The organism is Streptomyces sp. H27-H5 (assembly GCF_026627505.1).
In the GTDB taxonomy this organism is placed as follows: Bacteria; Actinomycetota; Actinomycetes; order Streptomycetales; family Streptomycetaceae; genus Streptomyces.
Genome location: NZ_JAPNLK010000061.1, coordinates 1 through 26506, shown reverse-complemented (window position 1 = coordinate 26506; position 26506 = coordinate 1). Strand labels below are relative to the sequence as shown.

At 73.1% G+C, this 26506-nt stretch carries 24 protein-coding genes; 5 read left to right on the top strand and 19 right to left on the bottom strand.

The annotated features are described in order from the left end of the window. Position 1 precedes the first annotated feature (1 nt). The gene (locus tag OTB19_RS27195; RefSeq protein ID WP_267801138.1) at positions 2-802 is read left to right on the top strand and encodes a PaaX family transcriptional regulator C-terminal domain-containing protein; all 801 of its coding nucleotides are present in this window, start codon (positions 2-4) and stop codon (positions 800-802) included. 64 nt (positions 803-866) lie between these two features. Then, a complete protein-coding gene (locus tag OTB19_RS27190; RefSeq protein WP_267801137.1) occupies positions 867-1703 on the top strand; it encodes a GNAT family N-acetyltransferase in 837 nt (278 codons plus the stop codon). A gap of 60 nt (positions 1704-1763) precedes the next feature. On the opposite strand, the gene OTB19_RS27185 is transcribed toward OTB19_RS27190, so the two are convergent. Next, positions 1764-4022 (bottom strand): bifunctional salicylyl-CoA 5-hydroxylase/oxidoreductase, encoded by a 2259-nt coding sequence (locus OTB19_RS27185; protein WP_267801136.1) that lies wholly within the window; start codon positions 4020-4022, stop codon positions 1764-1766. Positions 4023-4026: 4 nt separating this feature from the next. Beyond that, entirely contained in the window at positions 4027-4854 is an 828-nt protein-coding gene (locus OTB19_RS27180; RefSeq protein WP_267801135.1) for an enoyl-CoA hydratase family protein, read from the bottom strand. Positions 4855-5075: 221 nt separating this feature from the next. Between OTB19_RS27180 and OTB19_RS27175 the strand changes: the two genes are divergently transcribed. Beyond that, a complete protein-coding gene (locus tag OTB19_RS27175) occupies positions 5076-5492 on the top strand; it encodes an ATP-binding protein (protein ID WP_267801134.1) in 417 nt (138 codons plus the stop codon). A gap of 90 nt (positions 5493-5582) precedes the next feature. Here the strand turns inward: OTB19_RS27175 and argF are convergent, their stop codons facing one another. From argF to OTB19_RS27150, 5 genes are all read right to left on the bottom strand, one after another. After that, positions 5583-6605: an ornithine carbamoyltransferase gene (argF, locus tag OTB19_RS27170; RefSeq protein ID WP_267801133.1), complete on the bottom strand. Its 1023-nt coding sequence runs from the start codon at positions 6603-6605 to the stop codon at positions 5583-5585. Between the two features lie 117 nt (positions 6606-6722). Further along, a complete protein-coding gene (locus OTB19_RS27165; protein WP_267801132.1) occupies positions 6723-7949 on the bottom strand; it encodes an arginine deiminase in 1227 nt (408 codons plus the stop codon). 76 nt (positions 7950-8025) lie between these two features. Next, a complete protein-coding gene (locus OTB19_RS27160) occupies positions 8026-8529 on the bottom strand; it encodes a hypothetical protein (protein ID WP_267801131.1) in 504 nt (167 codons plus the stop codon). Positions 8530-8699: 170 nt separating this feature from the next. Beyond that, positions 8700-11303, bottom strand: coding sequence for a polynucleotide kinase-phosphatase (locus OTB19_RS27155; protein WP_267801130.1), 2604 nt, complete (start codon positions 11301-11303; stop codon positions 8700-8702). After that, the gene (locus OTB19_RS27150) at positions 11300-12820 is read right to left on the bottom strand and encodes a 3' terminal RNA ribose 2'-O-methyltransferase Hen1 (protein WP_267801129.1); all 1521 of its coding nucleotides are present in this window, start codon (positions 12818-12820) and stop codon (positions 11300-11302) included. Before OTB19_RS27150 ends, OTB19_RS27155 begins: the two co-directional genes overlap by 4 nt. A gap of 172 nt (positions 12821-12992) precedes the next feature. On the opposite strand from OTB19_RS27150, the gene OTB19_RS27145 reads away from it, so the two are divergent. Continuing rightward, on the top strand, positions 12993-13889 hold the full coding sequence (locus OTB19_RS27145) for an excalibur calcium-binding domain-containing protein (RefSeq protein ID WP_267801128.1): 897 nt from the start codon (positions 12993-12995) through the stop codon (positions 13887-13889). A 35-nt stretch (positions 13890-13924) separates the two neighbouring features. On the opposite strand, the gene mmuM is transcribed toward OTB19_RS27145, so the two are convergent. The 6 genes from mmuM to OTB19_RS27115 all read right to left on the bottom strand — a co-directional run bounded on the left by mmuM (position 13925) and on the right by OTB19_RS27115 (position 18770). Continuing rightward, positions 13925-14833 carry a homocysteine S-methyltransferase gene (gene mmuM / locus OTB19_RS27140; protein ID WP_267801127.1) on the bottom strand — a complete coding sequence of 303 codons (909 nt, stop codon included), beginning with the start codon at positions 14831-14833 and terminating at the stop codon, positions 13925-13927. Positions 14834-14846: 13 nt separating this feature from the next. Next, complete coding sequence (locus OTB19_RS27135; protein WP_267801126.1) at positions 14847-15770, bottom strand: LLM class F420-dependent oxidoreductase; 924 nt, start codon at positions 15768-15770, stop codon at positions 14847-14849. 311 nt (positions 15771-16081) lie between these two features. After that, positions 16082-16567, bottom strand: coding sequence for a DUF6099 family protein (locus OTB19_RS27130; RefSeq protein ID WP_267801125.1), 486 nt, complete (start codon positions 16565-16567; stop codon positions 16082-16084). A 122-nt stretch (positions 16568-16689) separates the two neighbouring features. Continuing rightward, complete coding sequence (locus OTB19_RS27125) at positions 16690-17061, bottom strand: nucleotide pyrophosphohydrolase (RefSeq protein ID WP_267801124.1); 372 nt, start codon at positions 17059-17061, stop codon at positions 16690-16692. Beyond that, positions 17058-18308, bottom strand: coding sequence for an AAA family ATPase (locus OTB19_RS27120; protein WP_267801123.1), 1251 nt, complete (start codon positions 18306-18308; stop codon positions 17058-17060). The genes OTB19_RS27125 and OTB19_RS27120 overlap by 4 nt, the downstream gene beginning before the upstream one ends. Before the next feature lie 66 nt (positions 18309-18374). Next, complete coding sequence (locus OTB19_RS27115; protein WP_053684615.1) at positions 18375-18770, bottom strand: cell division protein SepF; 396 nt, start codon at positions 18768-18770, stop codon at positions 18375-18377. A gap of 226 nt (positions 18771-18996) precedes the next feature. Here OTB19_RS27115 and OTB19_RS27110 point away from each other — a divergent pair, with 226 nt between their 5' ends. Further along, positions 18997-19722 carry a DUF2470 domain-containing protein gene (locus OTB19_RS27110; RefSeq protein ID WP_267801122.1) on the top strand — a complete coding sequence of 242 codons (726 nt, stop codon included), beginning with the start codon at positions 18997-18999 and terminating at the stop codon, positions 19720-19722. 159 nt (positions 19723-19881) lie between these two features. On the opposite strand, the gene OTB19_RS27105 is transcribed toward OTB19_RS27110, so the two are convergent. The 6 genes from OTB19_RS27105 to OTB19_RS27080 form a co-directional block, all read right to left on the bottom strand. Further along, on the bottom strand, positions 19882-21213 hold the full coding sequence (locus OTB19_RS27105) for an LLM class flavin-dependent oxidoreductase (protein ID WP_267801121.1): 1332 nt from the start codon (positions 21211-21213) through the stop codon (positions 19882-19884). Between the two features lie 105 nt (positions 21214-21318). Continuing rightward, positions 21319-22311, bottom strand: a complete 993-nt coding sequence (locus OTB19_RS27100) for an ABC transporter permease (RefSeq protein ID WP_267801120.1) — start codon at positions 22309-22311, stop codon at positions 21319-21321. After that, on the bottom strand, positions 22308-23138 hold the full coding sequence (locus OTB19_RS27095) for an ABC transporter ATP-binding protein (protein WP_267801119.1): 831 nt from the start codon (positions 23136-23138) through the stop codon (positions 22308-22310). Before OTB19_RS27095 ends, OTB19_RS27100 begins: the two co-directional genes overlap by 4 nt. A gap of 9 nt (positions 23139-23147) precedes the next feature. Beyond that, on the bottom strand, positions 23148-24179 hold the full coding sequence (locus OTB19_RS27090; RefSeq protein ID WP_267801118.1) for an ABC transporter substrate-binding protein: 1032 nt from the start codon (positions 24177-24179) through the stop codon (positions 23148-23150). A 27-nt stretch (positions 24180-24206) separates the two neighbouring features. After that, entirely contained in the window at positions 24207-24764 is a 558-nt protein-coding gene (ssuE, locus tag OTB19_RS27085) for an NADPH-dependent FMN reductase (RefSeq protein ID WP_267801117.1), read from the bottom strand. A 29-nt stretch (positions 24765-24793) separates the two neighbouring features. Continuing rightward, on the bottom strand, positions 24794-25726 hold the full coding sequence (locus OTB19_RS27080) for a TauD/TfdA dioxygenase family protein (RefSeq protein WP_267801116.1): 933 nt from the start codon (positions 25724-25726) through the stop codon (positions 24794-24796). Between the last annotated feature and the right edge of the window lie 780 nt (positions 25727-26506).

Genomic DNA, 26506 nt, shown 5'->3' with positions numbered 1-26506 from the left:
CGTGGTCGAGCAGCACACTCCGCGATCCCTGATCGTCACGTTCTACGGCGCCTACGGGCGGGCCTTCGAGGGCGCCGTCCCGGTGTCCGCGCTGATCCGCCTGTTGGGCGCGGCCGGCGTGGACGCGCCGTCCGTCCGCTCGTCGGTGTCCCGGCTGAAGCGGCGCGGCTTCCTGCTGCCCGCGCGCGCCGCCGACGGGTCGGCCGGCTACGAGCTGTCCTCGGAGGCCCGCCTGCTCCTGGAGGACGGCGACCGGCGCATCTACGGCTCCCCGCGCCTGTCGCAGGAGTGGCTGGTCGCGGTGTTCTCCGTACCGGAGCAGGAGCGGCACAACCGTCACCTGCTGCGTTCGCGACTGGCCCGGCTGGGCTTCGGCTCGGTCGCGCCGGGCGTGTGGATCGCGCCCGCGCACCTGCACGGGGAGACCGGGCGGACGCTGGAGCGGCTGCACCTGACGACGTACGTGGAACTGTTCCGCGGCGCGCACCTGGGTTTCGCCCCAACCTCCGAGGCCGTGGCCCGGTGGTGGGACCTGGCCGCCCTCGCCAAGCAGCACGAGGAGTTCCTGGACCTGCACGAGCCGGTCCTGCGGTCCCTCCAGTCGGGTCCCGCCCCGACCCCCGAGCAGGCCTACCGGGGCTATCTGCTCGCGCTGGACACCTGGCGGCGGCTCCCGTACGCCGACCCGGGGCTGCCCCGGGAGCTGCTCCCGGCGGACTGGCCCGGGGACCGGGCGGCGGCGGTCTTCGCCGAGCTGCACGCCCGGCTGCGGGACGTCGGCGCGGGCTTCGTGGAAGCGTAGGTCGCGGGCCCTCCCCGGCGGAAAACCGGCTGCGGGGCGACGTCGGGCCGCGCCACCATGGGCCATGACGTGGACCTTCGGCTCCGACCTGACGGCGTTCCTGGCCGCCGCGCGCCCCGCCGTGGCCGCGCGGCCCGTAGCCAACACCCTGCTGCTGACCGTGTCCGAGGCCCTGGAACGGCGCGGCCCCCACGCCTTCGGCGAGGAGGACCCGTTCTACGGCTGGTGGACCGGCCCCGACGGGACCGTCGCCGGGGCCCTGCTGTGCACGCCGCCGCGGCCCCTGCTGACGGGCGCGCTGCCCCCGGAGGCGGTGCGGGACCTCGCCTCGGCCCTGGGGACGGAGCCGGCGCTGCGGGGCATCAGGGGCTTCAACGGCCGCCGGCGGGACGTGGCGGCGCTGACGGCGGCGTGGGGGCGCCCCGTCGTGACCGAGCATCAGCGCCTGTACCGGCTCGACGCCCTCGTGGCGCCCTCGCCGCGACCTTCGGGGCGGGTCCGGGCCGCCGTCGCGGCGGACATCCCGCTGCTGTCGGCCTGGCTGGAGGCGTTCCACGTGGAGGTGGATCCGCCCGGGTCCGTCTCCGAGGCCTGGGTGCGCGACCGGCTCACCCACGAGGGTCTCCTGCTGTGGGAGGACGCCGGGGACCCGGTCTCCCTGGCGGGCTTCACCCGCCCGGCGAGCGGGACCGTGCGGGTGGGGCCGGTGTACACCCCGCCGGGCGCGCGCGGACGGGGGTACGCCGCCGCGGTGACGTACGCCGCGAGCGGGGCGGCGTACGCGTCCGGCGCCTCGGAGGTCCTGCTGTTCACCGACCTCGCCAACCCCACGAGCAACGGGGTCTACCTCCGGATCGGGTACGTCCCGGTCGAGGACCGGGCCGTGGCCCTCGCCCGCTGAACCGGGCGCCCGCGACCCCGCCCGCCCCCTGACGGCGGGCGGGGGGCCGCGGGCCTCGGGTCAGCCGCGACCCGTCGGGGGTGTGCGGCTGCCGGCGCGGTACGGGGCCGGCCAGGGCGCGGCCGGGCCCTGGTACGCCTGGTCGGCGGCCGCGTGCAGGGTCCAGTGCGGGTCGTACAGGTGGGGGCGGCCGACCGCGCAGAGGTCGGCGCGGCCCGCGAGGAGCAGCGAGTTGACGTCGTCCCAGGAGGAGATCGCGCCGACGGCGATGACGGGGACCCCGAGGGCGTTGCGGATCCGGTCGGCGTACGGGGTCTGGTAGGAGCGCCCGTACTCCGGGGCCTCGTCCGCCACGACCTGGCCGGTCGAGACGTCGATGGCGTCCGCCCCGCGGGCGACGAAGGCGGCGGCGATCCGTTCGGCGTCCTCGGGCGTGGTGCCTCCGGGGGCCCAGTCGGTGGCGGAGAGCCGGACCGTCATGGGGCGGTCGTCGGGCCAGACCGCGCGGACCGCGTCGAACACCTCCAGCGGGAAGCGGAGCCGGTTCTCCAGCGGCCCGCCGTACGCGTCGGTGCGGTGGTTGGTGAGCGGGGAGAGGAACCCGGAGAGCAGGTAGCCGTGCGCGCAGTGCAGTTCCAGCAGGTCGAAGCCGCAGTCGGCGGCCCGGACGGCGGCCGCCGCGAAGTCCGAGCGGATCGCCGACAGGTCCTCGGCGTCCAGGGCGCGCGGTACAGCGGAGATCCCCGGCCGGTAGGGCAGGGCGGAGGCCGCGACCAGGGGCCAGTTGCCCTCGGGGAGGGGGTCGTCCATGCCCTCCCACATCAGGCGCGTCGATCCCTTGCGGCCGGAGTGGCCGAGTTGGACGCCGAGGGCGACGCCGGGCGCGCCGGTGTGGACGAAGTCCGCGATCCGCCGCCAGCCGGCGGCCTGTTCGGCGGTGTACAGGCCGGTGCATCCGGGGGTGATGCGGCCCTCGGCGTTCACGCACACCATCTCGGTCATGACCAGCCCGGCGCCGCCCAGGGCGCGGGAGCCGAGGTGCACCAGGTGGAAGTCGCCGGGCACGCCGGTCCCGTCGGGCGCCGAGTACATGTCCATCGGTGAGACCACGACCCGGTTGCGCAGGGTGAGTCCGCGCAGGGTGAACGGGGTGAACATCGGCGGGGTGTGCGCGTCCGGGCAGCCGAAGTCCCGTTCCACGGCGCCGGTGAACCGCTCGTCGCGCAGCCGCAGGTTGTCGTGGGTCACCCGCCGGCTGCGGGTGAGCAGGTTGAAGGCGAACTGCCGGGCGGGCTGGTCGACGTAACCGGCGATCTCCTCGAACCAGCGCATGCTGGCGGCCGCCGCCCGTTGGGTGCTGGCCACCGCGGGCCGCCGGGCCGCCTCGTACGCGGCCAGCGCGGCCGGTACGTCCGGTTCGGCCGCCACGGCCTCCGCGAGGGCCAGCGCGTCCTCGACCGCGAGTTTGGTGCCGGATCCGATGGAGAAGTGCGCGGTGTGCGCCGCGTCGCCGAGGAGGGCCACGTTGCCCTGGGACCAGCGCGCGCTGACGACGGTGTGGAAGCGGGTCCAGGTCGAGCGGTTCCCGCGCAGGGGCCGGCCGCGCAGCGCCTCGCTGAAGATCTTGGCGCAGCGGGCCACCGACTCGTCCTCGTCGGCGAGGTCGAGGCCGGCTGCCCGCCACACCTCCTCCCGCATCTCGACGATCACGGTGGAGGCGTCGGCGGCGTAGGGGTAGGCGTGCAGTTGCATGACCCCGTGTTCGGTCTCCGCGATCTCGAAGCGGAAGGACTCGAAGGCGAAGTCGGCGGCCAGCCAGACGTACCGGCAGCGGCCGGGGGTGACGCTGGGACCGTAGTGCCCGGCGCCGCTCTCCCGGGTGGCGCTGTGCACCCCGTCGGCCGCGATCACCAGGTCGTGGGAGGCTGCGAGTTGCCGGGCGTCCGGTGCCTCGGCCCGGAAGCGGAGCCGGACCCCGAGGCCGGCGCAGCGCTCGTGCAGGATCTCCAGCAGCCGGCGCCGTCCGAGGGCGGCGAAGCCGTGGCCGCCGGAGGTCAGCAGGCGCCCGCGGTGGACGACGTCCACGTCGTCCCAGCGGACGAACTCCGCGCTGAGGGCGGCGTGGACGACCGCGTCGGCCCGTTCGATGCCGCCCAGGGTCTCGTCGGAGAGCACCACGCCGAAGCCGAAGGTGTCGTCGGGGGCATTGCGCTCCCACAGCTCCACGGCGTGGCCCTGTCGGGCCAGCAGCGCCGCCGCGTACAGCCCGCCCGGTCCCCCGCCCACGACGGCGACCCGCAGGGTCTTCTCGACGGCCATGGGGCTACCTGCCCTTCCACTGCGGGGGGCGCCTGCCGGTGAAGGCGGCGTGGAACTCCGCGTAGTCCTCGCCGTTCATCAGGAGTGCCTGGGTGTTGGCGTCCAGCTCGACCGAGGCGGCCAGCGGCATGTCGAGTTCGGCGGTCAGCAGCGCCTTGGTCTGGGCGTAGGCCAGGGCCGGTCCGGCCGCGAGGTGGGCGGCGAGTTCGGCGGCCCGGGTGTGGGCCTTGCCCTCCTCGGTCATCTCGCTGAGCAGGCCGATCCGCTCGGCCTCGGGGGCCCGTACGGGCTCTCCGAGCATCAGCAGCCGGGTGGCGTGCCCGAGGCCCACGACCCGGGGCAGCAGGTAGGCGGCGCCCATGTCGCCGCCGGAGAGGCCGACGCGGGTGAAGAGGAAGGCGAAGCGGGCGGTGGGGTCGGCGATGCGGAAGTCGGAGGCGAGCGCGAGGACGGCCCCCGCCCCGGCGGCCACCCCGTGGACGGCGGCGATCACCGGGAACGGACATTCGCGCAGGGCCCGGACCACCTGGCCGGTCATCCGGTTGAAGTCGAGGAGCTGGGCGGTGTCCATGGCGAGGGTGGCGCCGATGATCTCGTCCACGTCTCCGCCGGAGCAGAAGCCGCGCCCCTCGCCGCCCAGCACGAGGGCGCGCACGGAGCGCTCACGGGACAGTTCGGCGAGCAGATCGCGCAGGTCGGCGTAGGCGCCGAAGGTGAGCGCGTTCAGCTTGTCCGGTCGGTCGAGGGTGACGGTGGCCACGCCGTCCTGCCGGGTCACCCGGAGGTGGCGCCACCGTTCGGTCGCTGAGGTGGAACCGAGGAAGGGGCTCACCCGACCGACGGTATCACCGGTCCGTGACTCCCGTCACAGAAACGCGACACCCGACGCGCGTGTGTCGACACCCCCCGCGCCGAAGGTCCCCGCCGCCCGGGGCGCTGGTCCCCCACGTTTCGGGCGGGGTGCCCTACAGGGCCACACTTCGGGTTCGTATCGTTGAAACCGGGAGTTACCCACCCCCGGCCCGCCTCCCCCTGGATAAGGACGGCCCCGCCTTGCCCGACCCATCCGCCTGGCGGATCGCCCTGCCGCACACGGCCGCCGCCGTGCCCATCGCGCGCGCCCTGGTCCGTACCGCCCTGGCCGACATCGAACCGGCCGCCGACAGCGACACCGCGGAACTGCTGACCGCCGAACTGGTCGCCAACGCCGTCGAGCACACCGCGGGCCGGGCCCCCATCGAACTGGTCGTGGAGCTGCTGGCGAACGGCTGCCAGGTCGAGGTGCACGACGGCGACCCCCGGCCGCCGGGCGATCTCGCGACCCGCCGGGACGACGCGCACCCCGACCCCTGGCAGGAGCACGGCCGGGGCCTGCTCTTGATCCGGACGCTGAGTTCCGCCTGCGGCCACCGGCCCACCGAGCACGGCAAGGCGGTGTGGTTCACGCTGCCCGCGCGCCGGCACGCGTGACGAGGCGGCGCGGCCGCCTTGGAGGTACCCGACCGGAGCCGCGCGCCTCGGGCCCCGAGACCGGCGACCCGCGACCCGCGACCCGCATGACTATGCGGAGAGAACCGCTCCGGGGTCGGCCAGCGTCGCGACCAGCACGGCCTTGATGGTGTGCAGCCGATTCTCGGCCTCGTCGAAGACCAGCGAGTGCTCGGACTCGAACACCTCGTCCGTCACCTCCAGGTACTCCAGCCCGTGCCGCTCGTGGATCTCCCGCGCCACCGCCGTCCCGAGGTCGTGGAAGGCCGGCAGGCAGTGCAGGAACCGCACGTCCGGGTTGCCGGTGGCGCGCAGCACGTCCATGGTCACGGCGTACGGGGACAGGGCCGCGATCCGCTCGTCCCAGACCTCCTTGGGCTCGCCCATGGACACCCAGATGTCGGTCACGACGAAATCGGCCTGCGCCACGCCCTCGGCGATCTCCTCGGTGAGGGTGATCCGGGCCCCGCTGCGCTCCGCGAGGTCGCGGGCCGCGGCCACCACGGACTCGGCGGGCCAGTAGGCGCGGGGCGCGACGATCCGCACGTCCATGCCCAGCAGCGCGCCGGTCACCAGGTAGGAGTTGCCCATGTTGAAGCGGGCGTCGCCGAGGTAGGCGAAGGTGATCCGCTCCGGCGGCTTGGCGCAGTGCTCGGTCATGGTGAGCACGTCGGCCAGCATCTGGGTGGGGTGCCAGTCGTCGGTGAGACCGTTGAAGACGGGCACGCCGGAGTACGCGGCGAGCTCCTCGACGATCTCCTGGCTGTCGCCCCGGTACTCGATGCCGTCGAACATCCGACCCAGCACCCGGGCGGTGTCCTTGACGGACTCCTTGTGCCCCATCTGGGATCCGGTGGGGTCCAGGTAGGTGGTGTGGGCGCCCTGGTCGGCGGCGGCGACCTCGAAGGCGCAGCGGGTGCGGGTGGAGGTCTTCTCGAAGATCAGCGCGATGTTGCGCCCCTGGAGCAGGCGCTGCTCGGTCCCGGCCCGCTTGGCGGCCTTGAGGGCGGCGGCGAGCTCGATCAGGCCGCGGAACTCGGCGGCGGTGAAGTCGAGCTCCTTGAGGAAACTGCGGCCGACGAGATCGGTGGCCATGGGGACGCTCCAGGGTGACACTGACAGGGGATGCTGGAAGTCTATACGATCCTCCGCATTGATATACAGCCCCCGTTCCCGGTTCGGTCACCGCCCGCCGGCGCCCTCCGGCCGACGTCAGACCGGGTCCCGCTCCACCGGACAGCTCATGCAGCGCGGGCCGCCCCGGCCCCGCCCGAGTTCACTGCCCGGGATCTCGATCACCTCGATGCCCTCCCGACGCAGATGGGTGTTGGTGGTGACGTTGCGCTCGTACGCGACCACGACCCCCGGCTCCACCGCCAGCACGTTGCAGCCGTCGTCCCACTGCTCCCGCTCCGCCGAGTGCACGTCCTGGGTGGCGGTCAGCACCTTGATCGAGTCCAGTCCGAGCGCCGCCGCGATGGCCCGGTGCATGTGCTCCGGCGGGTGGTCGGTCACCTTGAGTTCGCTCGCCTCGGATCCCGGCTCGATCGTGTAGGAGCGCAGCATGCCCAGTCCCGCGTACTGAGTGAACGTATCTGCGGCCACCATCGTCATCACCGTGTCCAGGTGCATGAAGGCCCGCCGCTTGGGCATGTCCAGCGCCACGATGGTGGTCGCCGACCCGGCGGCGAACAGTCCGCGCGCCAGCATCTCCACGGCCTGCGGGGTGGTGCGCTCGCTCATCCCGATCAGCACGGCGCCGTTGCCGATGACCAGGACGTCGCCGCCCTCGATCGTCGACGGATAGTCGGCCTGCCCCTGCGACCAGTAGTGGAACGCGCCGGAGGAGGTGAAGAGCGGGTGGTGCTTGTAGATCGCCTCGAAGTGGACGGTCTCGCGCTGCCGGGCCGGCCAGCGCATGGCGTTGATGGACACCCCGTCGTAGATCCAGGCGGAGGTGTCGCGGGTGAACAGGTGGTTGGGCAGCGGTCCCAGCAGGAAGTCGTCCAGCTCCATCGCGTGGAAGCGGACCGACACCGGCTCGGCGTGCGCGTCCAGGAACTCCCGCTTGGTCATCCCGCCGACCAGCGCCTCGGCGAGCGCGTGCGCGGAGAGCCCGTCGAAGACCGACCGCAGGTGGTCGGTGGCCAGCGGCCCGTACTCCTTCTCGTCGAAGACCCGGTCGAGGACGAGGTGTCTCGCCTCCGGGATGTCGAGGGCCTCCCGGAGCAGGTCGCCGAAGAGGTGGACCGCGACGCCCCGGTCGCGCAACACGTCCGCGAAGCCGTCGTGTTCCTGGCGGGCGCGCCGCACCCACAGGACGTCGTCGAAGAGCAGGGCGTCCTTGTTGCTTGGTGTGAGCCTCTTCAGCTCCAGGTCGGGCCGGTGGAGGATGACGCGGCGAAGCCGCCCGGTCTCGGAGTCGACATGGAATCCCATGCCGTACACATTCCCAGACCGGGCCGCTTTTTGACCTGGCGTCGGCTCAGCGGCCTCGGCGCAGGCCGAGAAGCCCTCAGCGCAGGCCGAGAAGCGCCGCCGGGGCACCGGTGAGCTCGGGGGCGGTCAGGCCCAGCTTCGGGGTGGTGAGGCGCGGGATCCCGTAGTTGCTCCCGTCCGGCATGCCCAGCGGGGCGCCGATCACCGCGCCGGGGCTCTTGGCGAGCAGGGTCGTCGAGGGGGCCTCCACCGAACCCTCGCCGTCGGTCTCGGGACTGCCCGCCAGGTTCGGCACCGGGGAGGTGACGAGGGTGTGACCGAGGTCGGTGCCGATCGGGACCACCGGGAGCAGTGGGGTCGGAAGCAGGTCTCCCGTGTGGTGGCGCGGGGCCTCGGGGGCGCCGACGACCGGCACCGGAACACCGGTGGCCACACGCGGGGTGTCCACGCCCAGCGTGGTCTCGACGGCCTCAAGCGGGACGGCGACGGGTACCGCGTCGGCCAGGGCCGGGGTGGCCGCGCCGGCCGCCGCCATACAGGTCATGAGCGCCGCAATGCTTCCGCGCGCGGTCATCTTCATAGGAGGGGTTCCGTCCTTTCGGGGTCGCGGACGTTCCGCTGCCCTGGATGAACGATCCCGCCGGTGGTTTTCCCGGAGTTCTCCGCGAAAGTTCCCCCATACGACCTAATTCGAGGCCGTACGGGGGCCCTTGCTTTACGCGCCGTGCGGGTGGCTCGGCCCGCGCGGGGTCACAGCCGCGGGTCGACCGGCTCCGACTCCAACGCGAGGACGGAGAACACCGCCTCGTGCACCCGCCACAACGGCTCACCGGCCGCCAGCCGGTCCAACGCCTCCAGTCCCAGGGCGTACTCGCGCAGGGCGAGCGAGCGCTTGTGGCCGAGGAACCGCCCGCGCAGCCGCTCCAGGTTGTCCGGCCGCGTGTACTCCGGACCGTAGATGATCCGCAGGTACTCGCGCCCGCGCACCTTCACCCCCGGCTGGACCAGGCGCCCCTTGCCGTCCCTGGCGTACGCCACGAGCGGTTTGACGACCATCCCCTCGCCGCCGGCGGCGGTGAGTTCCAGCCACCAGTCGGTGCCCGCCCGCACGGAGGCCTGGTCGCCGGTGTCGACCACGATCCGGCCCGTGCGGCGCAACAGCCCGGTGCCGGCCGCCTCGTCGGCGGCGACGAGCCGGTCCAGGAGGGCCAGCTGCTCGTCGTGCGGCACCGCGGCCAGCGAGCGCCCGGCGGCCGCCAGGATCTGGAACGGCGCGAACCGTACGCCGTCCAGCCCGTCGGTGCTCCAGCAGTAGCGCCGGTAGGCGTCGGTGAACAGGGCCGCGTCGCCGGCCCGTTCGCGCTGGCGGGCGGTCAACGCGGCGGTGTCCACGCCCCGGGCCCCGGCCGCCTCCAGGGCGGCGAGGGCGTCGGGGAACACGGCGCTGGAGGCGGCGCCCACGGCGGCGTACTGGTTGCGCAGCAGGCCGGTGGACTTCAGCGACCAGGGCAGCAGTTCCCCGTCGAGGAGCAGCCAGTCGGTGTCCAGCTCCTCCCACGTCCCGGCGTCGGTGAGCGCCCGGCGGATCCGGGTGAGCACCTCCTCGGTGACCTCCGGGTCGTGGAAGAAGGGGCGCCCGGTGCGGGTGTGGACGGAGCCCGTGGGGCCGTCCACCCCGAACCGCTCGCGGGCGGTTTCGGCGTCCCGGCACACCAGGACGGTGGCGCGGGAGCCCATGTGTTTCTCCTCGCACACCACCCGCTCGATGCCGTCCTCGCGGTACTGCGCGAAGGCCTCGGCGGGGTGTTCCAGGTAGCCCTCCTGCCGCGAGGTGGCCGTGGGCGCCATCGTGGGCGGTAGGTACGGGAGCAGCCGCGGGTCCACCGCGAAGCGGCTCATGACCTCCAGGGCCGCCGCCGCGTTCTCCTCGCGGACGTTGACGTTGCCCAGGTGCCGGGTCTCGACGATCCGGCGGCCGATGACGTCGTTCAGGTCGAGCGGACGTCCGTCGTGTCCGCCCGGGGTCTCGGCGACGAGCGGCTTGACCGGCTCGTACCAGACCTTCTCGGCCGGTACGTCGACCAGTTCGCGCTCGGGCCAGCGCAGGGCGGTCATCTTCCCGCCGAAGACCGCGCCGGTGTCGAGACAGATGGTGTTGTTGATCCAGGACGTGTTGGGGACCGGGGTGTGGCCGTAGACCACGACGGCCTTGCCCCGGTAGTCCTCCGCCCACGGGTAGCGCACGGGCAGGCCGAACTCGTCGGTCTCGCCGGTGGTCTCGCCGTACAGGGCGTGCGAACGGACCCGGCCGGAGGTGCGGCCGTGGTACTTCTCCGGCAGCCCGGCGTGGCAGACCACCAGCCTGCCGCCGTCGAGCACGTAGTGGCTGACGAGACCGTCGATGAACGTCCGTACCTCCCGGACGAACTCCTCCGGCTCGCGGGCGAGCTGTTCGATGGTCTCGGCCAGGCCGTGGGTCCGCCGGACGTCGGATCCCCTGAGGTGGCGGCCCAGCTTGTTCTCGTGGTTCCCCGGCACGCACAGGGCGTTGCCCGAGCCGACCATGCCCATCACGCGGCGCAGGACGCCGGGGCTGTCCGGGCCCCGGTCGACGAGGTCGCCGACGAAGACGGCGGTGCGGCCCTCGGGGTGGACCCCGTCCTCGTAGCCGAGCGTGGCGAGCAGGGTCTCCAGCTCCGAGGCGCAGCCGTGGACATCGCCGATGATGTCGAAGGGGCCGCTGAGGTGGGTGAGGTCGTTGAAGCGCTTCTCCAGCACCACCTCGGCCGTCTCGACCTCCTCGACGGTGCGCAGGACGTGGACCTTGCGGAACCCCTCGCGCTCCAGTCCGCGCAGCGAACGGCGCAGTTCGCGCCGGTGCCGCTGGATGACCTGGCGCGGCATCCCGGCCCGGTCGGGCCGGGTGGCGTTGCGTGCCGCGCAGACCTCCTCGGGCAGGTCGAGGACGATGGCGATGGGCAGCACGTCGTGCTCGCGGGCCAGTCTGACCAGCTGTCGGCGGGACTCCTGCTGCACGCTGGTCGCGTCGACGACGGTGAGACGGCCGGCGGCGAGCCGCTTGCCGGCGATGTGGTGCAGGACGTCGAAGGCGTCCTTGCTCGCGCTCTGGTCGTTCTCGTCGTCGGCGACCAGGCCCCGGCAGAAGTCGGAGGAGATCACCTCGGTCGACTTGAAGTGCCTGCGGGCGAAGGTGGACTTGCCCGATCCGGTGGCGCCGATGAGCACGACGAGGGACAGGTCGGTGACGGGGAGCACGCGCCCCCGGTCGGTGGTGTCGTGGTCTTCGGTGGTGTCGTCTTCGCCGGCGGTGGTGGTGCCGTCCTCGGTGGTCATGCTGCCTCGCCCTCCTTCGGGGTGCCGGTGTGGGTGTGGGTGTGGGTGTGGGTGTGCGGCGCGTCGGCCGCGGCGGCGTCCGCGCGGCTGAAGACGGCCATCTGGGTCGGCGGCCCGACCTCCGGGTCCTCGTCCCCGACGGGCGCGTGGGTGACGGAGTAGCCGTGTCGTGCGGCGACCCGGTCCGCCCAGGCGCGGAACTCCTCCCGGGTCCATTCGAAGCGGTGGTCGCCGTGCCGGACGTGCCCGGCGGGCAGGGACTCCCAGCGGACGTTGTACTCGACGTTCGGAGTGGTCACCAGGACCGTGCGCGGGCGGGCCGCCCCGAAGACCGTGTACTCCAGCGCGGACAGCCGGGGCAGGTCCACGTGCTCGATGACCTCGCTGAGGACGGCCGCGTCGTAGCCCGCCAACCGCTTGTCGGTGTACGCCAGGGAACCCTGGAGGAGGGTGAGGCGGGAACCCTGCCGCTCCCCCATCCGCTCCGGTCGCAGCCGCTTGACGGCGGTGCCGAGCGCCCGCATGGACACGTCCACGCCGACGACCTCCGTGAAGGACACGTCCTTGAGCAGGGCCTGCAGCAACTGCCCCTGGCCGCAGCCCAGGTCGAGGACGCGGGCCGCGCCGGCGACGCGCAGCGCGCCGAGGATCGCCTCGCGGCGTCGCACCGCGAGCGGCACCGGACGCTCCTCGGTGTCCTTCGTCTCGTCCACGGCGTTGTCGATCTCCTCGACCTCGCTGCCGTCCACCTCGGCGAGGCGGACCAGCTCCAGGCGTTCGAGGGCGTCCTGGGTGAGCCGCTTGTGGCGGGCGAGGTAGCGGGCGGTGATGAGTCCGTTCTCGGGGTGGCCGGCGAGCCAGCCGTCACCGGCGCGCAGCAGCTTGTCCACCTCGTCCGGCGCCACCCAGTAGTGCTTGGCGTCGTCGAGCACGGGCAGCAGGACGTACAGCTGACGCAACGCGTCGGACAGCCGCAACTCGCCTTCCAGCACGAGTCGTACGTACCGGGAGTCGCCCCACTCGGGGAACCGTTCGTCGAGCGGTACGCGCGTCACGCCGACGGACTCCCACCCCAGCGGGCCGAACAGCCGGCGCACCAGCTCCTCCCCGCCGCGGGCGGGCAGCGCCGGGATCTCGATCCGCAGCGGTCGGGTCTGCTCCGGCAGCTCCGGGCGGACGAAGCACTGTCCCTTGAGGGCGCTGCGGAAAACCCCGCTGAGTGCGACGGCCAGCAGCGAAGACGCCGCGTACGGACGGTCGTTGACGTACTGCGCGAGGGCCGCGTCCGGTGCTCCGCCCCGGCCCTTGCCCTGCCCGCGGCGCACGAGCGCGACGGGGTCCACTTCCAGCAGCAGCGCCGCCGTGCACTCCTCGTCCGACGCCACGGGGTAGAAGACGTGCGCGGTGCCGTGGGAGGTCGAGAACGCCTGCGCCTTCCCGGGATGCTTGTGCAGCAGAAAGCCCAGGTCGGTGGCGGGACGTGCGGCGGTGCCGGTCGTGGAGATCGTCAGGAACATGCGCTCGAGTATGTGCGGATCGCGGCTTCCCGGACAACGGAATTCCGGTCAGGGGAAGCCCCCCTCTCCCTGCTCCGTCCGCCTTCCGCCGCATTCCCCCTCCACCGGGCGGCAGGTTTTGGCATTGTCACTTCTTTGAACGCCATTCCACCTCGTGCATCCCGGGAGACCCGTGTACCCGCCACCCCACGCCTACGCGCCCGCCCACCCCGTCAGACGGTGGTGGCAGCACCCCGCGCTGATCATCGGCGCCCTGGTCCTGCTGCCCCCGGCGGGCATCGTCCTCGCCTGGACGAGCCGCTGGAACCGAACACAGAAGATCGTCGCCACCGTCCTGTCCGGTGTGTGGTTCCTGATCATCCTGCTGTCGGACCCGCCGAAGGAGCCCGTCGACGACGCGAAGCCGAAGGCCGCCGCCGTCGCCACGACCTCCCCCGCCGCCACCCCCTCGGCGAGCCCGAGCCCCACGCCCACCCCGAGCGCGGAGCCCGTGATGCCGGCGGTCGTCGGCAAGCCGTTCGCCACGGCGGAGAAGGCAGTCGAGGCCCTGATCAAGGGCGAGTTGACCGCCCGGAGCGCCTACGCGGACGTCCCCCTCCCGGCGGACCACACCACCTGGCTCGTCTGCTTCCAGGGCCTGGGGGCGGGCACGCGACTCGCCGCGAACACGCCCGGTACCGACGTCCACCTCGTCGCCCCGGGAACCGCCTGCCCGGCGTCGGTCGGCGCCGTGCTCCACCCGAAGCCGAAGCCCAAGCCAACCCCCACTCAGCCCGCCGACGACTCGAACGACACGGGCTCCGCGTCGAGTTCGGGCTCCTCGACCGGCGGCGGCTCCTCCTCGACGGGTGGCGGATCGTCGACCACGACCGGCGGCTCCTCGACCGGCGGCGGCTCCTCGACCGGCGGCGGCTCCTCGACCGATGGCGGCTCCTCGACCGGCGGTGAAGACGTCTACTACCGCAACTGCACCGCCGTGCGGGCCGCCGGCGCCGACCCCATCCGGCGGGGCGACCCCGGCTACGGCCGTCACCTCGACCGCGACGGCGACGGCATCGCCTGCGAGTAGCCCTCCGGGCGGGGGCCCTCCGGGTCTGTTGCGTCCTACCCCTCCCGCAGGCGCCCGGCCAGGGTCGCGATCCCGGCCGGGCCGATGCGGCAGCAGCCTCCGACGAGTCGGGCGCCGGCGGCGCGCCAGTCCTCCACGGGCCAGGGGGACGGCGTGGCCGGCGCCTGCCAGGTGTCGGTGTCGGCCTGCCACACGGAGCCGTCGTTCGGGTAGGCCACGAGGGGTTTCCCGGTGGCCTCCGCCGCGGCCCGCAGGGACGGAAGGACGTCCCGCGGGTCGCAGCAGTTGACCCCGACGGCGATGATCCCGGGTGTCCCGGCGGCCAGGGCGAAGGCCTCGGCGAGCGGCTGCCCGGCCCGGGTCCGGCCGTCGGCCGGCGTGTAGCTCAGCCAGGCGGGGGCGCCCGTCTCCGCCACGACCGTGAGCAGCGCCTCGGCCTCGACGGCGTCCGGGACGGTCTCCAGGGCGAGCACGTCCGGTTCCGCCGCCAACAGCGCCTCGATGCGCGGCCGGTGGAAGTCGACCAGTTCGCGCACCCCCAGGCCGTAGCGGCCCCGGTACTCGGAGCCGTCCGCGAGCACCGCACCGTACGGGCCGACGCTCGCGGCCACCCAGACGTCCTGCTCGGCGGCTTCGGCGGCGGCCGCGGCCAGCCGCACGCTGCGCCCCAGCAGCTCCGTGGTCCGGTCCCGCCCGTACCCCCGGGCGGCGAAGGCCTCGTACCCGACCTGGTAGCTCGCGGTGATCAGCACCTCGGCGCCGGCCCGCGCGTAGGCCGTGTGGGCGGCCTCGATCAGGTCCGGCCGCTCGGCGAGCACCCGGCCCGTCCAGAGGCCGCCGGACAGGTCGCAGCCCTGGGCGGCGAGCTGGTTGCTCAGCCCGCCGTCCAGGAGCACGGTGGCGCGGGCCAGGGCTTCGGCGAGCGGGCCGCGGGCGCGGGGCATCGGTTCCTCCCCCTCAGCCGAGCTGGGACAGCACCTGGGCGGAGATCAGCTCCAGGTGGTCCAGGTCGTCGAGGTCCAGCAGCTGGAGGTAGATCCGGGAGGCGCCGATGGCCCCGTACGTGCCGATCTTCTCGACGACCTCGGCCGGGGAACCGGCCAGCCCGTTGGCCTTCAGCTCGTCCACCTCGCGGCCGATCGCCGCGGCCCGGCGGGCCACCTCGGCGTCGTCCTTGCCCACGCAGACCACGAGGGCGTTGGAGTAGACGAGTTCCCCGGGGGCGCGGCCCGCCTGCTCGGCGGCGTCCCGGACCCGACCGAACTGCCGCTCGCTGTCGGCGATCGACGCGAACGGCATGTTGAACTCGTCCGCGTACCGGGCCGCGAGACGCGGCGTGCGCTTTGCCCCGTGGCCGCCGATGAGGACGGGCACCTTGGCCTGGGCCGGCTTGGGCAGTGCCGGGGAGTTCTCCACCTGGTAGTGGGTCCCCCGGTAGTCGAAGGTGGCGCCGGGCTTGGTGGCCCACAGGCCGGTGACGATGGCCAGCTGTTCCTCCAGCCGGGCCATCCGCTCGGCCGGGAAGGGGATTCCGTACGCCTTGTGCTCGTCCTCGAACCAGCCCGCCCCCAGGCCGAGTTCGACCCGGCCGCCGGACATCTGGTCGACCTGGGCCACCTGGATGGCGAGGACCCCGGGCAGCCGGAAGGTCCCGGCCGTCATGAGGGTGCCCAGCCGGATCCGCCGGGTCTCCCGGGCCAGGCCGGCGAGGGTGATCCAGGCGTCGGTGGGACCGGGCAGACCGTCGGCCGACCCCATCCGCAGATAGTGGTCGGAACGGAAGAACGCGTCGAAGCCGAGGTCCTCGGTGGCCTTGGCGACGGTCAGCAGGGTGTCGTAGCTCGCGCCCTGCTGGGGCTCGGTGAAAATGCGGAGGTCCATGCTCCTATCCTGCCCCTCCCGCGCCGCCCGGGTGAATCTCCGTCAACCGGACGGTCCACCCCGACCCCGCCAGTGACCGGCCCGTACGGGGATCGTTGGCCCGGACGGAGCCGGACCACCCGGACCGCCCGGCCCGCGCGCCGGCGCCTCGTACCGGTCATAGCGCCCGAGCGGGTCCCGACGCACGACGGCGCCCCACACCGCTCACACCGGCGCACCGACCAGCCCCGCCGACCGGCCATCCGCCCGGGGAGCACCGCCGGCACCCCGCCCGGCACCCCGCCGGCTCACCGCCGTCGGAGGGTCGTCGCTCAGGACACGCCCGAGGCGGAGCCCCGCTCCCGGACGGACATCTTGCGCAGTATCGCCCGCACCCGGTCGCTCGACTCGTCGGCCGCGTCGATGGACTCGATGCACTGCCAGTACAGGCCCTCGTCGTCCGTGCCGCAGGCCACCCCGACCAGTGCTATGCCGACTTCGCCGAGCAGCGCCTGGAGCCCCAGGAGCGCCTGCCGGACATCCGCCACCCCGGCCAGTTGCGCCGCTCTCGGCGGCAGCTCGGGCGTGCTGCCCTCGCCCCGCAGTGCCGCGCGGTCGAGCACTCCGCAGCCTCTGCCACCCGCTTCTCCCAGTCCCCGTGACTCCGCTCTGAGCTCCGGCGGCCCGGTGACCGCCAGCCAGCTCCCTATCCCCTGGGCGAGCGCCTGGGCCTGCCAGGCCTCGCCCACGATGTCCCACGCAGCCCCACTCTGTGCCAGCGCGTGCCGGCCGGCCGCGATGAGCCGTACCGCATCCATATGCCGTCCCCCGTCCGCACGACATCCCACCGTTCTCCACTACCCAGAGTGAAGGCAACGAGCCAGTAAAGCCAGGGGTATTCGGAAATCTATGGACACAAACATGGTTGTGGACGACGCCATCACTCCGAAGAGTGACGATTGTGGCTCGAACCGCCCGGTGCCGGGAAACGGAGCTCGTTCCTCTCGATCTTCGCCGCGAGCGCGTCCAGCACATCCACCCCGAGGACCTCACAGAATTGCAGCAGATACGCGAGCACGTCGGCCACCTCATCGGCCACACGGTGCGCGCTTTCCGGCTTCTCCATGACCCTCGCCGACTGCTCCGGCGTCAACCACTGGAAGATCTCGACCAGTTCGGACGCCTCCACGCTCAAGGCCACGGCCAGGTTCTTGGGCGTGTGGTAGGGGGCCCAGTCCCGGGCCGCCGCGAACTCGGCGAGCCGTCGCTGGAGCAGGTACAGGCGCTCGTCCCGGGGTTGCGTGTCACTCATGGGACCAGGTCTACCACCGAGACGCCGGGGAGTCCGCGCGCGGTTCCCGCGCACCCCTCCCCGACGGAGGCCACCAGCCTGACCTGGCCGCGCGCGCAGCAGAGCTGGGCGAGCCGCAGCAGTTCGGCGCCCTGCCGCCGGTCCATGCCGCGGTCGAGGTCGTCGGCGAGCACGGTCAGGGCCTGCCGCGCGGACAAGAGTTCGGCGGCCGGGTCCATGGCCAGTACCCCGGGTCCGGTCAGCAGGACGAGCGCCAGGGCGAGGAAGCGCAGTTCGCCCGAGCCGAGGCGGTCGAGGCCGGTACCGGGCCGATCGGGACCCCGGTCCAGCAGCGCGGCGACGGAGCCGTCCGGCAGGTCCCGTACGGTCAGCCCGGCCACCGGACCCGCGCAGCCGGTGCGCGCCGCCTCGGTCAGGAGGGCGTGGCGGGTGCCGCATTCGTGACGGGTGCGGCGCAGGACGTCGGCCAGGTTCGCGCAGTCGCCGGCGAGCCGCCCGGCGCCGGGCGGGACGGCGGCCCGCATCCGCTCCGGGCGCGGGTCGCAGGGGAACACCGAGCGCAGCGCGACCACCACCTGTTCGGCGGCGGCCAGGACGCGCCGCTGCCCGGCGGTGGATCCGGCGACGCGCAGCGGCAGCAGGGCGGTTCCGAGGCGGTCGTCCGGCAATGGGGCGCGGGTCATGCCGACGGAGCCGCCGGTCAGCCAACTCGCCTGCACGGTGTGTCGGCCGGGGTCGCGCAGGGCGGTGCCGAGCAGGATCTGTCCGTCCTGCGCGAGCCGTTCGCCGACGACGCGGAGCGTGGGTTCGGCCTGGACGGCGAGGTCGAGCCGGACCGGTCCGGCGGGTCCGTCGACGGTGCAGCCGATGCGGAATCCGCGTCGGCGTTGCGCGTCGGGCACGGCCCGTTCGGGCACCCGGGCGGAAGGGTCCGGGAACACGGATTCCAGGGTCGCCCCGGAGGCGAGGGCGGCCAGCGCCTCATAGGCGTCCAGTGCCTGGGACTTGCCGCTGCCGCTGGGTCCGGCGAACAGGGTGACGGGGCCGAGCGGGAAGACGGCCGCGCGGTGCGGGCCGAAGGCGGACAGCCGCAACTCGGTGACGGCGGGCCGCTGGTGCGCGACAGGCCGCGCGGGGGCGGGAACCCCGGGGCTGTCCCGGGCGAGGGCCCCGGCGACGGGGGCGTCGGTGACGAAGGCGTCGACGGCAGGGGCTTCGGCCAACCTCGTGCCCGCAGTGGCTTCCATGCGCGGGACGGTACGGCCGCCGGGAACCCCTCGGTCCCGGCGAACCGTTCCGTCGCGCGGACCTTCCTACGATCGGGGGACGGCCGCCGCGGCGATGCCCTCGACCTCGGTGCCGACCGGCGCGAGCAGGAAGACGTTCCGGTCGACCCGGTGCATTCCGCTGCCGAGTCCGAAGACGACGCCGCTGCTGAAGTCGAGGATCCGCTTGGCCACCTCGGTGTCCGCGCCCGTGAGGTCCAACAGCACCGGGATCTGCGCGATCAGATACTCCGCCACCTCCCGCGCGTCCGCGAAGATCTGGACCCGGATCACGACGAAGCGCCGCTGTTCCGCCGCCGACGCCCCGGGAGCCGTGGGAATCGTGCGGTGGTCCACGCGGGAGGGCCACTCGTTGCGACTGCGCAGGGGGACCACCTGCGCGAGTCCCTCCCACTGTTCGTCCGTGACGTCGTACCTGCTCACCGGGCCGCCTCGGCCGTGCGCTTCATGTGCATCGGGCCATCCTCTCGCGTTTCACCCGTTCAGCCCAACACCGACACGGCGGGCGTCGGGTCGCGCCGTCGCGGGACCCGAATCTTCACCCGAACAAATCGCCGAGCCTCCGGGTCGACCGGGGCGTGAGGTACTCCTCGGGAGAGGGATGGGTTAGGTTAGGCATACCTAACTTTCGGACGATGGAGAGATCCGCATGCGCATGCCCGGTGCCCCTGCCACGCCCGCCGCCGCGCCCACCGACGCCGAGCGGGTCCGGTCGATCCTGGCCGCCGCCCACTCCATGACCGTGGTGACGGACGGACTGCGCAGCGAGGTCCACCAGATGGAGGGCGAAGACCTGCTCGGTCGGCTGCACCTGCACCCCGCCGCGCCCGCCGCCGGCCAGGGGGCCGCCGCCCTCGGCGAGGACCGGCCGGTCATCCGGCTGGAGTTCACCGACATCGCCCCGACCCCGGTACGGGACCGGGTGCGCGCCCGGGTCACCGTCATCGGGCACCTGCTCACCCCGTACACCGAGAACAGCGCCGAGAGCACCTGCGTGGAGTACGGCCAGGCGATCCTGGAGACGGCCGAGGGGACCTCGTACATCGGGCTGGAGGAGCTGGACCAGGCCTGGCCCGACCCGCTCGCCCCGTACGAGGCCGGCATGCTCACCCACCTGCTCGACGACCACCCCGAACTGGTCACCCTGCTGCTGCGGCTGGTCCGCCCGGCGCCCGCGGCCGCCGTGGTGCGCGCGCTGCCGCTGGCCCTGGACCGGTACGGCATCACCCTGCGGCTGGAGGAGGCGAACGGTCACCGTGACGCGCGGCTGCCCTTCCCCTCCCCCTTGGACGACGTCGAACAGTCGGGGGCGCAGATCCAGGCCCTGCTCAGCGGGGCCCGGCGGCGCTCCCACCGCAACACCCTGCCCGCCTGAGCCGCCGGCCGTCGACGTGGCCCACGCCCTGCCGCCGGCCGAGGCCGCCCGAGCCTCGGAACTGAGCGCCTCCGGCAAGACCCGGGGCAAGATCGTCCTGACCGTCTGACGCCGGCCGCTCACGCCGCCCGGGCCGTCGGACCCGGGCGGCGTGCCTGCTCAGGCCGTCGGCGCGAGGTGACGGTTGGCCGGGCGGGCGAGGCCGTAGTTCTCGCGGAGGGTGGTGCCGGTGTACTCGGTACGGAAGAGACCGCGCTTCTGGAGGATCGGCACGACGTGGTCCACGAACGCGGTCAGGCCCGTCGGCAGCACCGGCGCCATGATGTTGAAGCCGTCCGCGGCGCCCTGCGTGAACCACTCCTGGAGCTGGTCGGCGATCTGCTCGGGCGTGCCGGCGTAGACCCGGTGGCCGCGTCCCGCGCCGAGCCGGGCGATCAACTGGCGCACCGTCAGCCCGTCCCGCCGGGCGAGTTCGGCGACGAGCGTGAACCGGCTCTTGTTGCCGTTGATGTCCCGCTCCTCGGGCAGCTCGGGCAGCGGGCCGTCGAGGGGGTGGTCGGAGAGGTCGACGCCGAGCATCCCGGAGAGCTGGGCCAGCCCGTACTCGGGGACCTGAAGGTCGGTGAGCTGCTGTTCCAGCGCCTTGGCCTCGGCTTCGGTGGAGCCGATGACGGGGGCGATGCCGGGCAGGACGAGCAGGTCGCTCTCGGCGCGGCCGTAACGGGCCAGTCGGGACTTGAGGTCCTTGTAGAAGGTCTGGCCGTCGGCGAGGGTCTGCTGCGCGGTGAAGACCGCCTCGGCGTACTGCGCGGCGAACTCCTTGCCGTCCTCGGAGGAACCCGCCTGCACGAGGAGCGGGTGTCCCTGCGGTGAGCGGGGCACGTTGAGCGGGCCGGCGACACCGAAGTACTCGCCCCGGTGGGCGGCCGGGTGCAGCTTGTCGGTGTCCGCGTAGACGCCGCGCTCCTTGTCGAGGACGATCGCGTCGTCCTCCCAGCTGTCCCAGAGCTTGCCGGCGACGTCCAGGAACTCGCGGGCCCGCTCGTAGCGCAGGTTGTGGGCCAGGTGCTCGTCCTGGTTGAAGTTGCGGGCCTCGTCGACAGTGCCGGAGGTGACGATGTTCCAGCCGGCGCGACCGTTGCTGATGTGGTCGAGCGACGCGAACTTGCGGGCCGTGTGGAACGGCTCGTTGAAGGTCGTGGAGACGGTCGCGATGAGCCCGATGTGCTCGGTGACGGCGGCGATGGCCGAGAGCAGGGTCAGTGGCTCGAAGCCGCCGAGGGCGTTGTAGCGGGCCTTGCCCCACAGGGCCAGGCCGTCGGCGAAGAAGATCGAGTCGAGCCGTCCGCGTTCGGCGGTGCGCGCCAGCTCCTGGAAGTAGCGCAGGTCGGTGACCCGTTCGGGGCTGCTGTCCGGGTGGCGCCAGGCGGCGTCGTGGTGCCCGGCGTTCATGAGGAAGGCGTTGAGGTGCAGGGTGCGGGGAGCGGTCATGTCGGTTCCTCGGTTCGGGTCGGCGCGCGCGGGGCACCGCCGGGTGGGAAGGGCGTGCGGGCCGCGCGGGGCGGCGGCCCCGGGCGGCTCCGCGGGGCGCCGGTGTCAGGCGGGTACGCGCCAGAGGCTGAGGCGGCGTTCGATCGTGACGAGCAGCTGGTTGAACGCCAGCCCGATCGCGGAGATGGTGACGATGCCCGCGTACATCTGGGGGATCGCGAAGTTGAACTGCGAGGCGTTGATCAGGTAGCCCAGTCCCGCCTTGGCGCCGATCATCTCGGCGGCCACGAGCACGAGGATCGACACCGCTCCCGCCAGCCGGATCCCGGTGAAGATCGCCGGCACCGACGACGGCAGGATCACCTTCTGGAAGAGTCTCGGCGTGGACAGGTCCATCGAGCGGGCCAGCTTCACCAGGGTCGGATCGGCGTTGCCGACCGCGCTGATCGTGTTGAGCAGGATCGGCCAGACGCACGCGTAGACCACGATGGACACCTTCGAGGTCTCCCCGATGCCCAGCAGCAGCACGAACACCGGCAGCAGCGCCAGCGCCGCCGTGTTGCGGAAGACCTCCAGCAGCGGCCCGAGCAGCGCCGCGACCGGCCGGTACCAGCCGATGAGCAGGCCGAGCGGTACCGCGACCACGGCCGCGATGCCGAAGCCGCCGAAGGAGCGGACCAGGCTGGCCCCGGTGTGTTCGGCGAGCTGCCCGTCCCCCAGCAGCTCCCACCAGGCCGTGGCGACCTCGCTGACCGGCGGCAGGAACGTGGCGTCGACCAGGCCGAGCCGGGGCGCCGTCTCCCACAGGGCGAGCAGGGCGAGGATGGCGGCCGAGCGCAGCACGGCCGCCCCCAGCCCGCGCCCGACGGCGGCGAACAGGCCGCGCCCCGGACTCCGTACGGGGACCTTCGCCGCGACCGGCTCCGTATCGGCGGCGGGCGTCCCGGCGGTCCCGGGGGCCGGCGCGTCGGCGGGCGGCGCAGGCTGCGCGGGCGCCCCGGTGGTCGGCGCTCCCGCGGGCCGGGCCGGGTCCTCGGTCTCCGGCGGGGGTGCCAGGCCGGCCAGGGCTGCGGCGGTGATGTCGGTTCCGGTGGTCATACGGCGGCCTCCTCCTTCTCCAGTTGCTGAGCGCGGGCCACCTCGTCGTGGAGCAGGGTCCAGATCTCGTGGCGATGACGGGCGAACTCCGGGCTGGAGCGCAGGTCCTCGCCCGTGGCGCCGGTGGCACGGTCGCCGAGGTCGACCCGGACGACCTCCTTGACGCGGCCGGGGCGCGAGGTGATCACGGCGACCTTCTGCCCCAGGTACACGGCCTCTTCGATGCCGTGGGTGATGAACACGATCGTCTTGCCGGTGCGCTGCCAGATGCGCCGCAGTTCGTCCTGGAGGGATTCGCGGGTCTGCGCGTCCAGGGCCGCGAACGGCTCGTCCATCAGCAGCACGTCGGGGTCGTAGGCGAGCGAGCGGGCGATGGCGACGCGCTGGCGCATGCCCCCGGACAGTTCGTGGGGGTGCCGGTCCTCGAAGCCGGTGAGCCCGACGAGGTCCAAGAACTCCCTTGCTCTCGCGGTCCGTTGGCGGCGCGGGACGCCGGTCGCCTCCAGGCCGAACTCGATGTTGCCCAGTGCGGTGCGCCAGGGCAGCAGCGCGTACTGCTGGAAGACGATGCCCCGGTCGAGCCCGGGGCCGGTGACGGGTTCGCCGTCGAGCAGGATCCGGCCGGAGGTGGGGCGGGTCAGGCCGCCGAGGAGGTCGAGCAGGGTGGACTTGCCGCAACCGCTGGGGCCGACGACGACCACGAACTCGCCCGCCTCGATCTCCAGGTCGATGCCGTCGAGGGCGGTGAACTCCTGCTTGTTCCTCCTGTTCTTCCTGTCCTTCGTCGGGAAGGTCTTCGTCACGGAGTCGAACACGATCTTCGCCATGGCAGTCGGTCAGCCCTTCCCGTTCCCGTTGAACTCGTTGGTGTAGAGGTCGGCGGCCTTGAGCTGCCCTTTCTTGATCTCGCCGCGCTCGCCGAGCCAGTCGATCCAGAGCTGGAACTCCTTGTCGGCGATCCGGCCGCCCGGTTCGGCGACCCCGTACGAGCGCCAGTAGCGCAGGGTCGAGGTGTCCTCGTTGCGGCCGCGCTTCTTCACGATGTCGGTCAGCCGCGCGATGACCTGCTCGCGCGGGGTGGTGCGCGACCACTCGATGGCCTTGCCGACGCCGGTGGTGAACGTCTTGACGGTGTCGGGGTTCTCCTTGATGAAGCGCCGGGTCATCACGTAACTGCCGGCGCTGAACGCCCCCAGCAGCTCGAAGTCCTTGAACAGCGGGCGTATCCCGCCGGCCGCGAGGGCCTTGTCGCGCAGCACCCCGCTGAGGACGCCGACCTCGATCTGCTTCTGGCGCAGGGCCTGTTCGGTGTTGACGGGCGGGACGACGAGGGACTCGACCTTGCCTGCGTCGGCCTTGGAGAGGCCGTTGCGCTCCAGGTAGATGTGGAGCAGGGCCTGGGCGTGGGCGCCCAGGGTGTTCATGCCGACCTTCTTGCCGATCAGGTCGCGGGCCGACCGGATCGGGCTGTCCTCCAGGACGCAGTAGCCGAGGTAGGTGTCCTTGTCGGAGCCGTAGTAGGAGATGACGGCCTGGATCTGCGCCTTGCTCGCGGCGAGTTTGACGATCGCGCCGTTGAAGGCGCCGCCGAAGTGGGTCTGGCCGGTGGCCGCGGACTGGATGTCCTGGGGGCCGCTGATGGTGTTGCCGACCCAGTCCAGGGTGAGGTTCCCCAGGTATCCGAGATCGGCGGCCAGTTCGGGGAGCGTGACCGCGCCCACCGAGCCCTGGTACTTGAGGGACGTGACCTGCTTGCCGGAGCCGCCGGTGGCGGTGGCCGTGCCGCAGCTCACCGCGGCCGCCGAGATGCCGAGCAGGGTGAGGAACTGGCGTCGGGAGGTGGAGGACGGGGCGAAGGCTGCGGGCATGACGGATCCTTGTCGGTGCGTACGGGGTCAGTGAGCGGTGGTGAGGGCGCCCGCGGGGGCGATGCGCAGCGCGTCGGCGAACTCGTCGACGGCCTGGTACAAGTCCAGCTCCGCCTCGGGCCGGAGCCGGTCCGGGCCGTCTCCGCGCTCGACGGCGGAGTCCAGGACGAAGCGGCCGGCGGTGACGTGCCGGGCGCCGAGCGCGGAGAGGACCGGGCGCAGGGCGTAGTCGATGGTCAGGACGTGGGCGAGGCTGCCGCCGGTGGCGATCGGCAGGACCGTCTTGCCGGCCAGGCCGTCCTGCGGGAGCAGGTCGAGGAAGGCCTTGAGCAGGCCGGTGTACGAGGCCTTGTAGATCGGCGTGGCGATGATCAGGCCGTCCGCCTCGGCCACGGCCTCCACCGCGCGGCGGATCTCGGGCTCACCCCGGCGGGCGGAGAGCAGGTCGGCGGCGGGCAGTTCCCGCACGGCGAGATGCGCGGTCTCGTACCCGGAGTGGGACAGGCGGCGCAGCACCTGGTCGACGACCACGGCGGTACGGGAGTGGACAGAGGGGCTGCCGGTGATGGCGAGCAGCTTGGGCACGGTGGCTCTCCTTGTGCGGCGGGGTCGGCTCAGGCGGAGGCGGAGGAGGCGCCGGAGGCGATGCCGAACTCCGGGTCGGGCACGGCCTCCGGGCTGATCAGGCGGGACGGGCGTCCGTCGGGGCCGACGGGCACGTCGCCATCGACGGTGACGCGGCGCAGGGTGCGCTCGTGGTCGTCGGAGTCGTCCACGCCGTAGTGCTGGGTGGCGCGGTTGTCCCAGATCGCGACGTCGCCGGCGCGCCACTGCCAACGGACGGTGTTCTCGGGGCTCTCGATGTGCGCCTGGAACAGGTCCTGGAGGACGCGGGAGTCCCGGCCGGTGAGGCCGGTGATCCGCTGCACGAAGTTGCCGAGCAGCAGGGTCCGTTCGCCGGTCTCGGGGTGGACGCGGACCACCGGGTGCTCGGTGAGGAACGTGGTGGAGGTGAACACCTCGCGGTACTGGGCCAGGGCCTCGGGGAGCGCGTCGGGCCGAAGGGCCGCGTAGTCGTACTCGTTGGAGTGCACGGCGCGCAGGCCGTCGGCCAGGACCCGCAGCGGCTCCGGGAGGCCCGCATAAGCGGTGGCGGTGTTGGCCCACAGCGTGTTGCCGCCGTACGGGGGGATGGTGACGGCGCGGAGGATGGAGAAGGCGGGGTAGGCGGGGACGAAGGTGACGTCGGTGTGCCACTGGTTGGCGCGGGCGCCGTGGTCGGAGTCGATGCCGAGGGCGTACCGGCCGTCGGCGGAGGGCACGGTCGGGTGGGCGACCGGCGCGCCGAGCAGCTGGGCGAACGCCTCGTGTCCGGCCTCGTCGAGGTGGTCTTGGCCGCGGAAGAAGACGACCTTGTGGGCGAGGAGGGCGGCACGGATCTCGGCGACGGTCTCGGCGGGCAGGTCGCCGCCGAGGCGGACGCCGCCGATCTCGGCGCCGATGCGGCCGCCGATCTTGTCGACGGAGACAGCGGTGACAGTGGTCATGGGAACTCCCGGGTCAGAGATCTATTTCCGCAGGGGAAGAAATGCCGTTACGCGAACGGGTCGTGATGCGCGGCAACGGCACGCACACGGGACGGGGCGGGGCGGAAGCGGCCTCAGCGGACCGAGGGGTCACAGGACCCCGGAGCGGCGCTCAGGCGCGGCGCGGGGCCGGGAAGCGGCCCTGACACTCGCCCGGCGCGGTACAGCGGCCGGGGGTGTGGAGCCGCGGGGCGAGGTGCTCGATCGCGGACATGGCTCGGAGCCTGTCAGCGCCCCCGGCCGGGGTCAACCCCCACCGGAACCCCCGCCCCCACCCGCCGCGGAAACCCCGCCCAGCGGCCCTGACCTGCCGGTTCCCCCCACCGGGAACCCCCCGACCCACCCCGGGCCCCGGCCGAAAACCATGGCCGGATTTCACGCCCTCGCAACGCGGCCGCCACGACCCCACCACCGGGCCCGGCGCCTCAAACGCCGGCGGGGCTGAGATGGACGGAGGCCCGCGCCACCGTCGCGCGAAGCGCCCCCGGCTCCGCCGTGCTTTCGGGGCTCCGCCCCGTACCCCGCGCCTCGAACGCCGGCGAGGCTGGAATGGCCGGACCGGCCGGCAAGTCTGGATTCACTCACCGGGGTCGGACTGTTGGTCGGGGGCGGGGGCGGGGTGGGGTGTTGGCCGGGACGTAGAAGTGGGATGTGTGGCGCGTGACCACCGCCCGACAGAGCAACCCAACCCAGGGCGCCTAAATCACACAGTCCAGGACGACACCCCACCCCGGCACCGAC

Bases quoted from the DNA above. Each gene is read 5' to 3' on its own strand.
- OTB19_RS27190 (WP_267801137.1), top strand. From the start codon at position 867: ATGACGTGGACCTTCGGCTCCGACCTGACGGCGTTCCTGGCCGCCGCG.
- OTB19_RS27185 (WP_267801136.1), bottom strand. From the start codon at position 4,022: ATGGCCGTCGAGAAGACCCTGCGGGTCGCCGTCGTGGGCGGGGGACCG.
- argF (WP_267801133.1), bottom strand. From the start codon at position 6,605: ATGGCCACCGATCTCGTCGGCCGCAGTTTCCTCAAGGAGCTCGACTTC.
- OTB19_RS27165 (WP_267801132.1), bottom strand. From the start codon at position 7,949: ATGGGATTCCATGTCGACTCCGAGACCGGGCGGCTTCGCCGCGTCATC.
- OTB19_RS27160 (WP_267801131.1), bottom strand. From the start codon at position 8,529: ATGAAGATGACCGCGCGCGGAAGCATTGCGGCGCTCATGACCTGTATG.
- OTB19_RS27155 (WP_267801130.1), bottom strand. From the start codon at position 11,303: ATGACCACCGAGGACGGCACCACCACCGCCGGCGAAGACGACACCACC.
- OTB19_RS27150 (WP_267801129.1), bottom strand. From the start codon at position 12,820: ATGTTCCTGACGATCTCCACGACCGGCACCGCCGCACGTCCCGCCACC.
- mmuM (WP_267801127.1), bottom strand. From the start codon at position 14,833: ATGCCCCGCGCCCGCGGCCCGCTCGCCGAAGCCCTGGCCCGCGCCACC.
- OTB19_RS27135 (WP_267801126.1), bottom strand. From the start codon at position 15,770: ATGGACCTCCGCATTTTCACCGAGCCCCAGCAGGGCGCGAGCTACGAC.
- OTB19_RS27130 (WP_267801125.1), bottom strand. From the start codon at position 16,567: ATGGATGCGGTACGGCTCATCGCGGCCGGCCGGCACGCGCTGGCACAG.
- OTB19_RS27125 (WP_267801124.1), bottom strand. From the start codon at position 17,061: ATGAGTGACACGCAACCCCGGGACGAGCGCCTGTACCTGCTCCAGCGA.
- OTB19_RS27120 (WP_267801123.1), bottom strand. From the start codon at position 18,308: ATGGAAGCCACTGCGGGCACGAGGTTGGCCGAAGCCCCTGCCGTCGAC.
- OTB19_RS27110 (WP_267801122.1), top strand. From the start codon at position 18,997: ATGCGCATGCCCGGTGCCCCTGCCACGCCCGCCGCCGCGCCCACCGAC.
- OTB19_RS27105 (WP_267801121.1), bottom strand. From the start codon at position 21,213: ATGACCGCTCCCCGCACCCTGCACCTCAACGCCTTCCTCATGAACGCC.
- OTB19_RS27100 (WP_267801120.1), bottom strand. From the start codon at position 22,311: ATGACCACCGGAACCGACATCACCGCCGCAGCCCTGGCCGGCCTGGCA.
- OTB19_RS27095 (WP_267801119.1), bottom strand. From the start codon at position 23,138: ATGGCGAAGATCGTGTTCGACTCCGTGACGAAGACCTTCCCGACGAAG.
- OTB19_RS27090 (WP_267801118.1), bottom strand. From the start codon at position 24,179: ATGCCCGCAGCCTTCGCCCCGTCCTCCACCTCCCGACGCCAGTTCCTC.
- OTB19_RS27080 (WP_267801116.1), bottom strand. From the start codon at position 25,726: ATGACCACTGTCACCGCTGTCTCCGTCGACAAGATCGGCGGCCGCATC.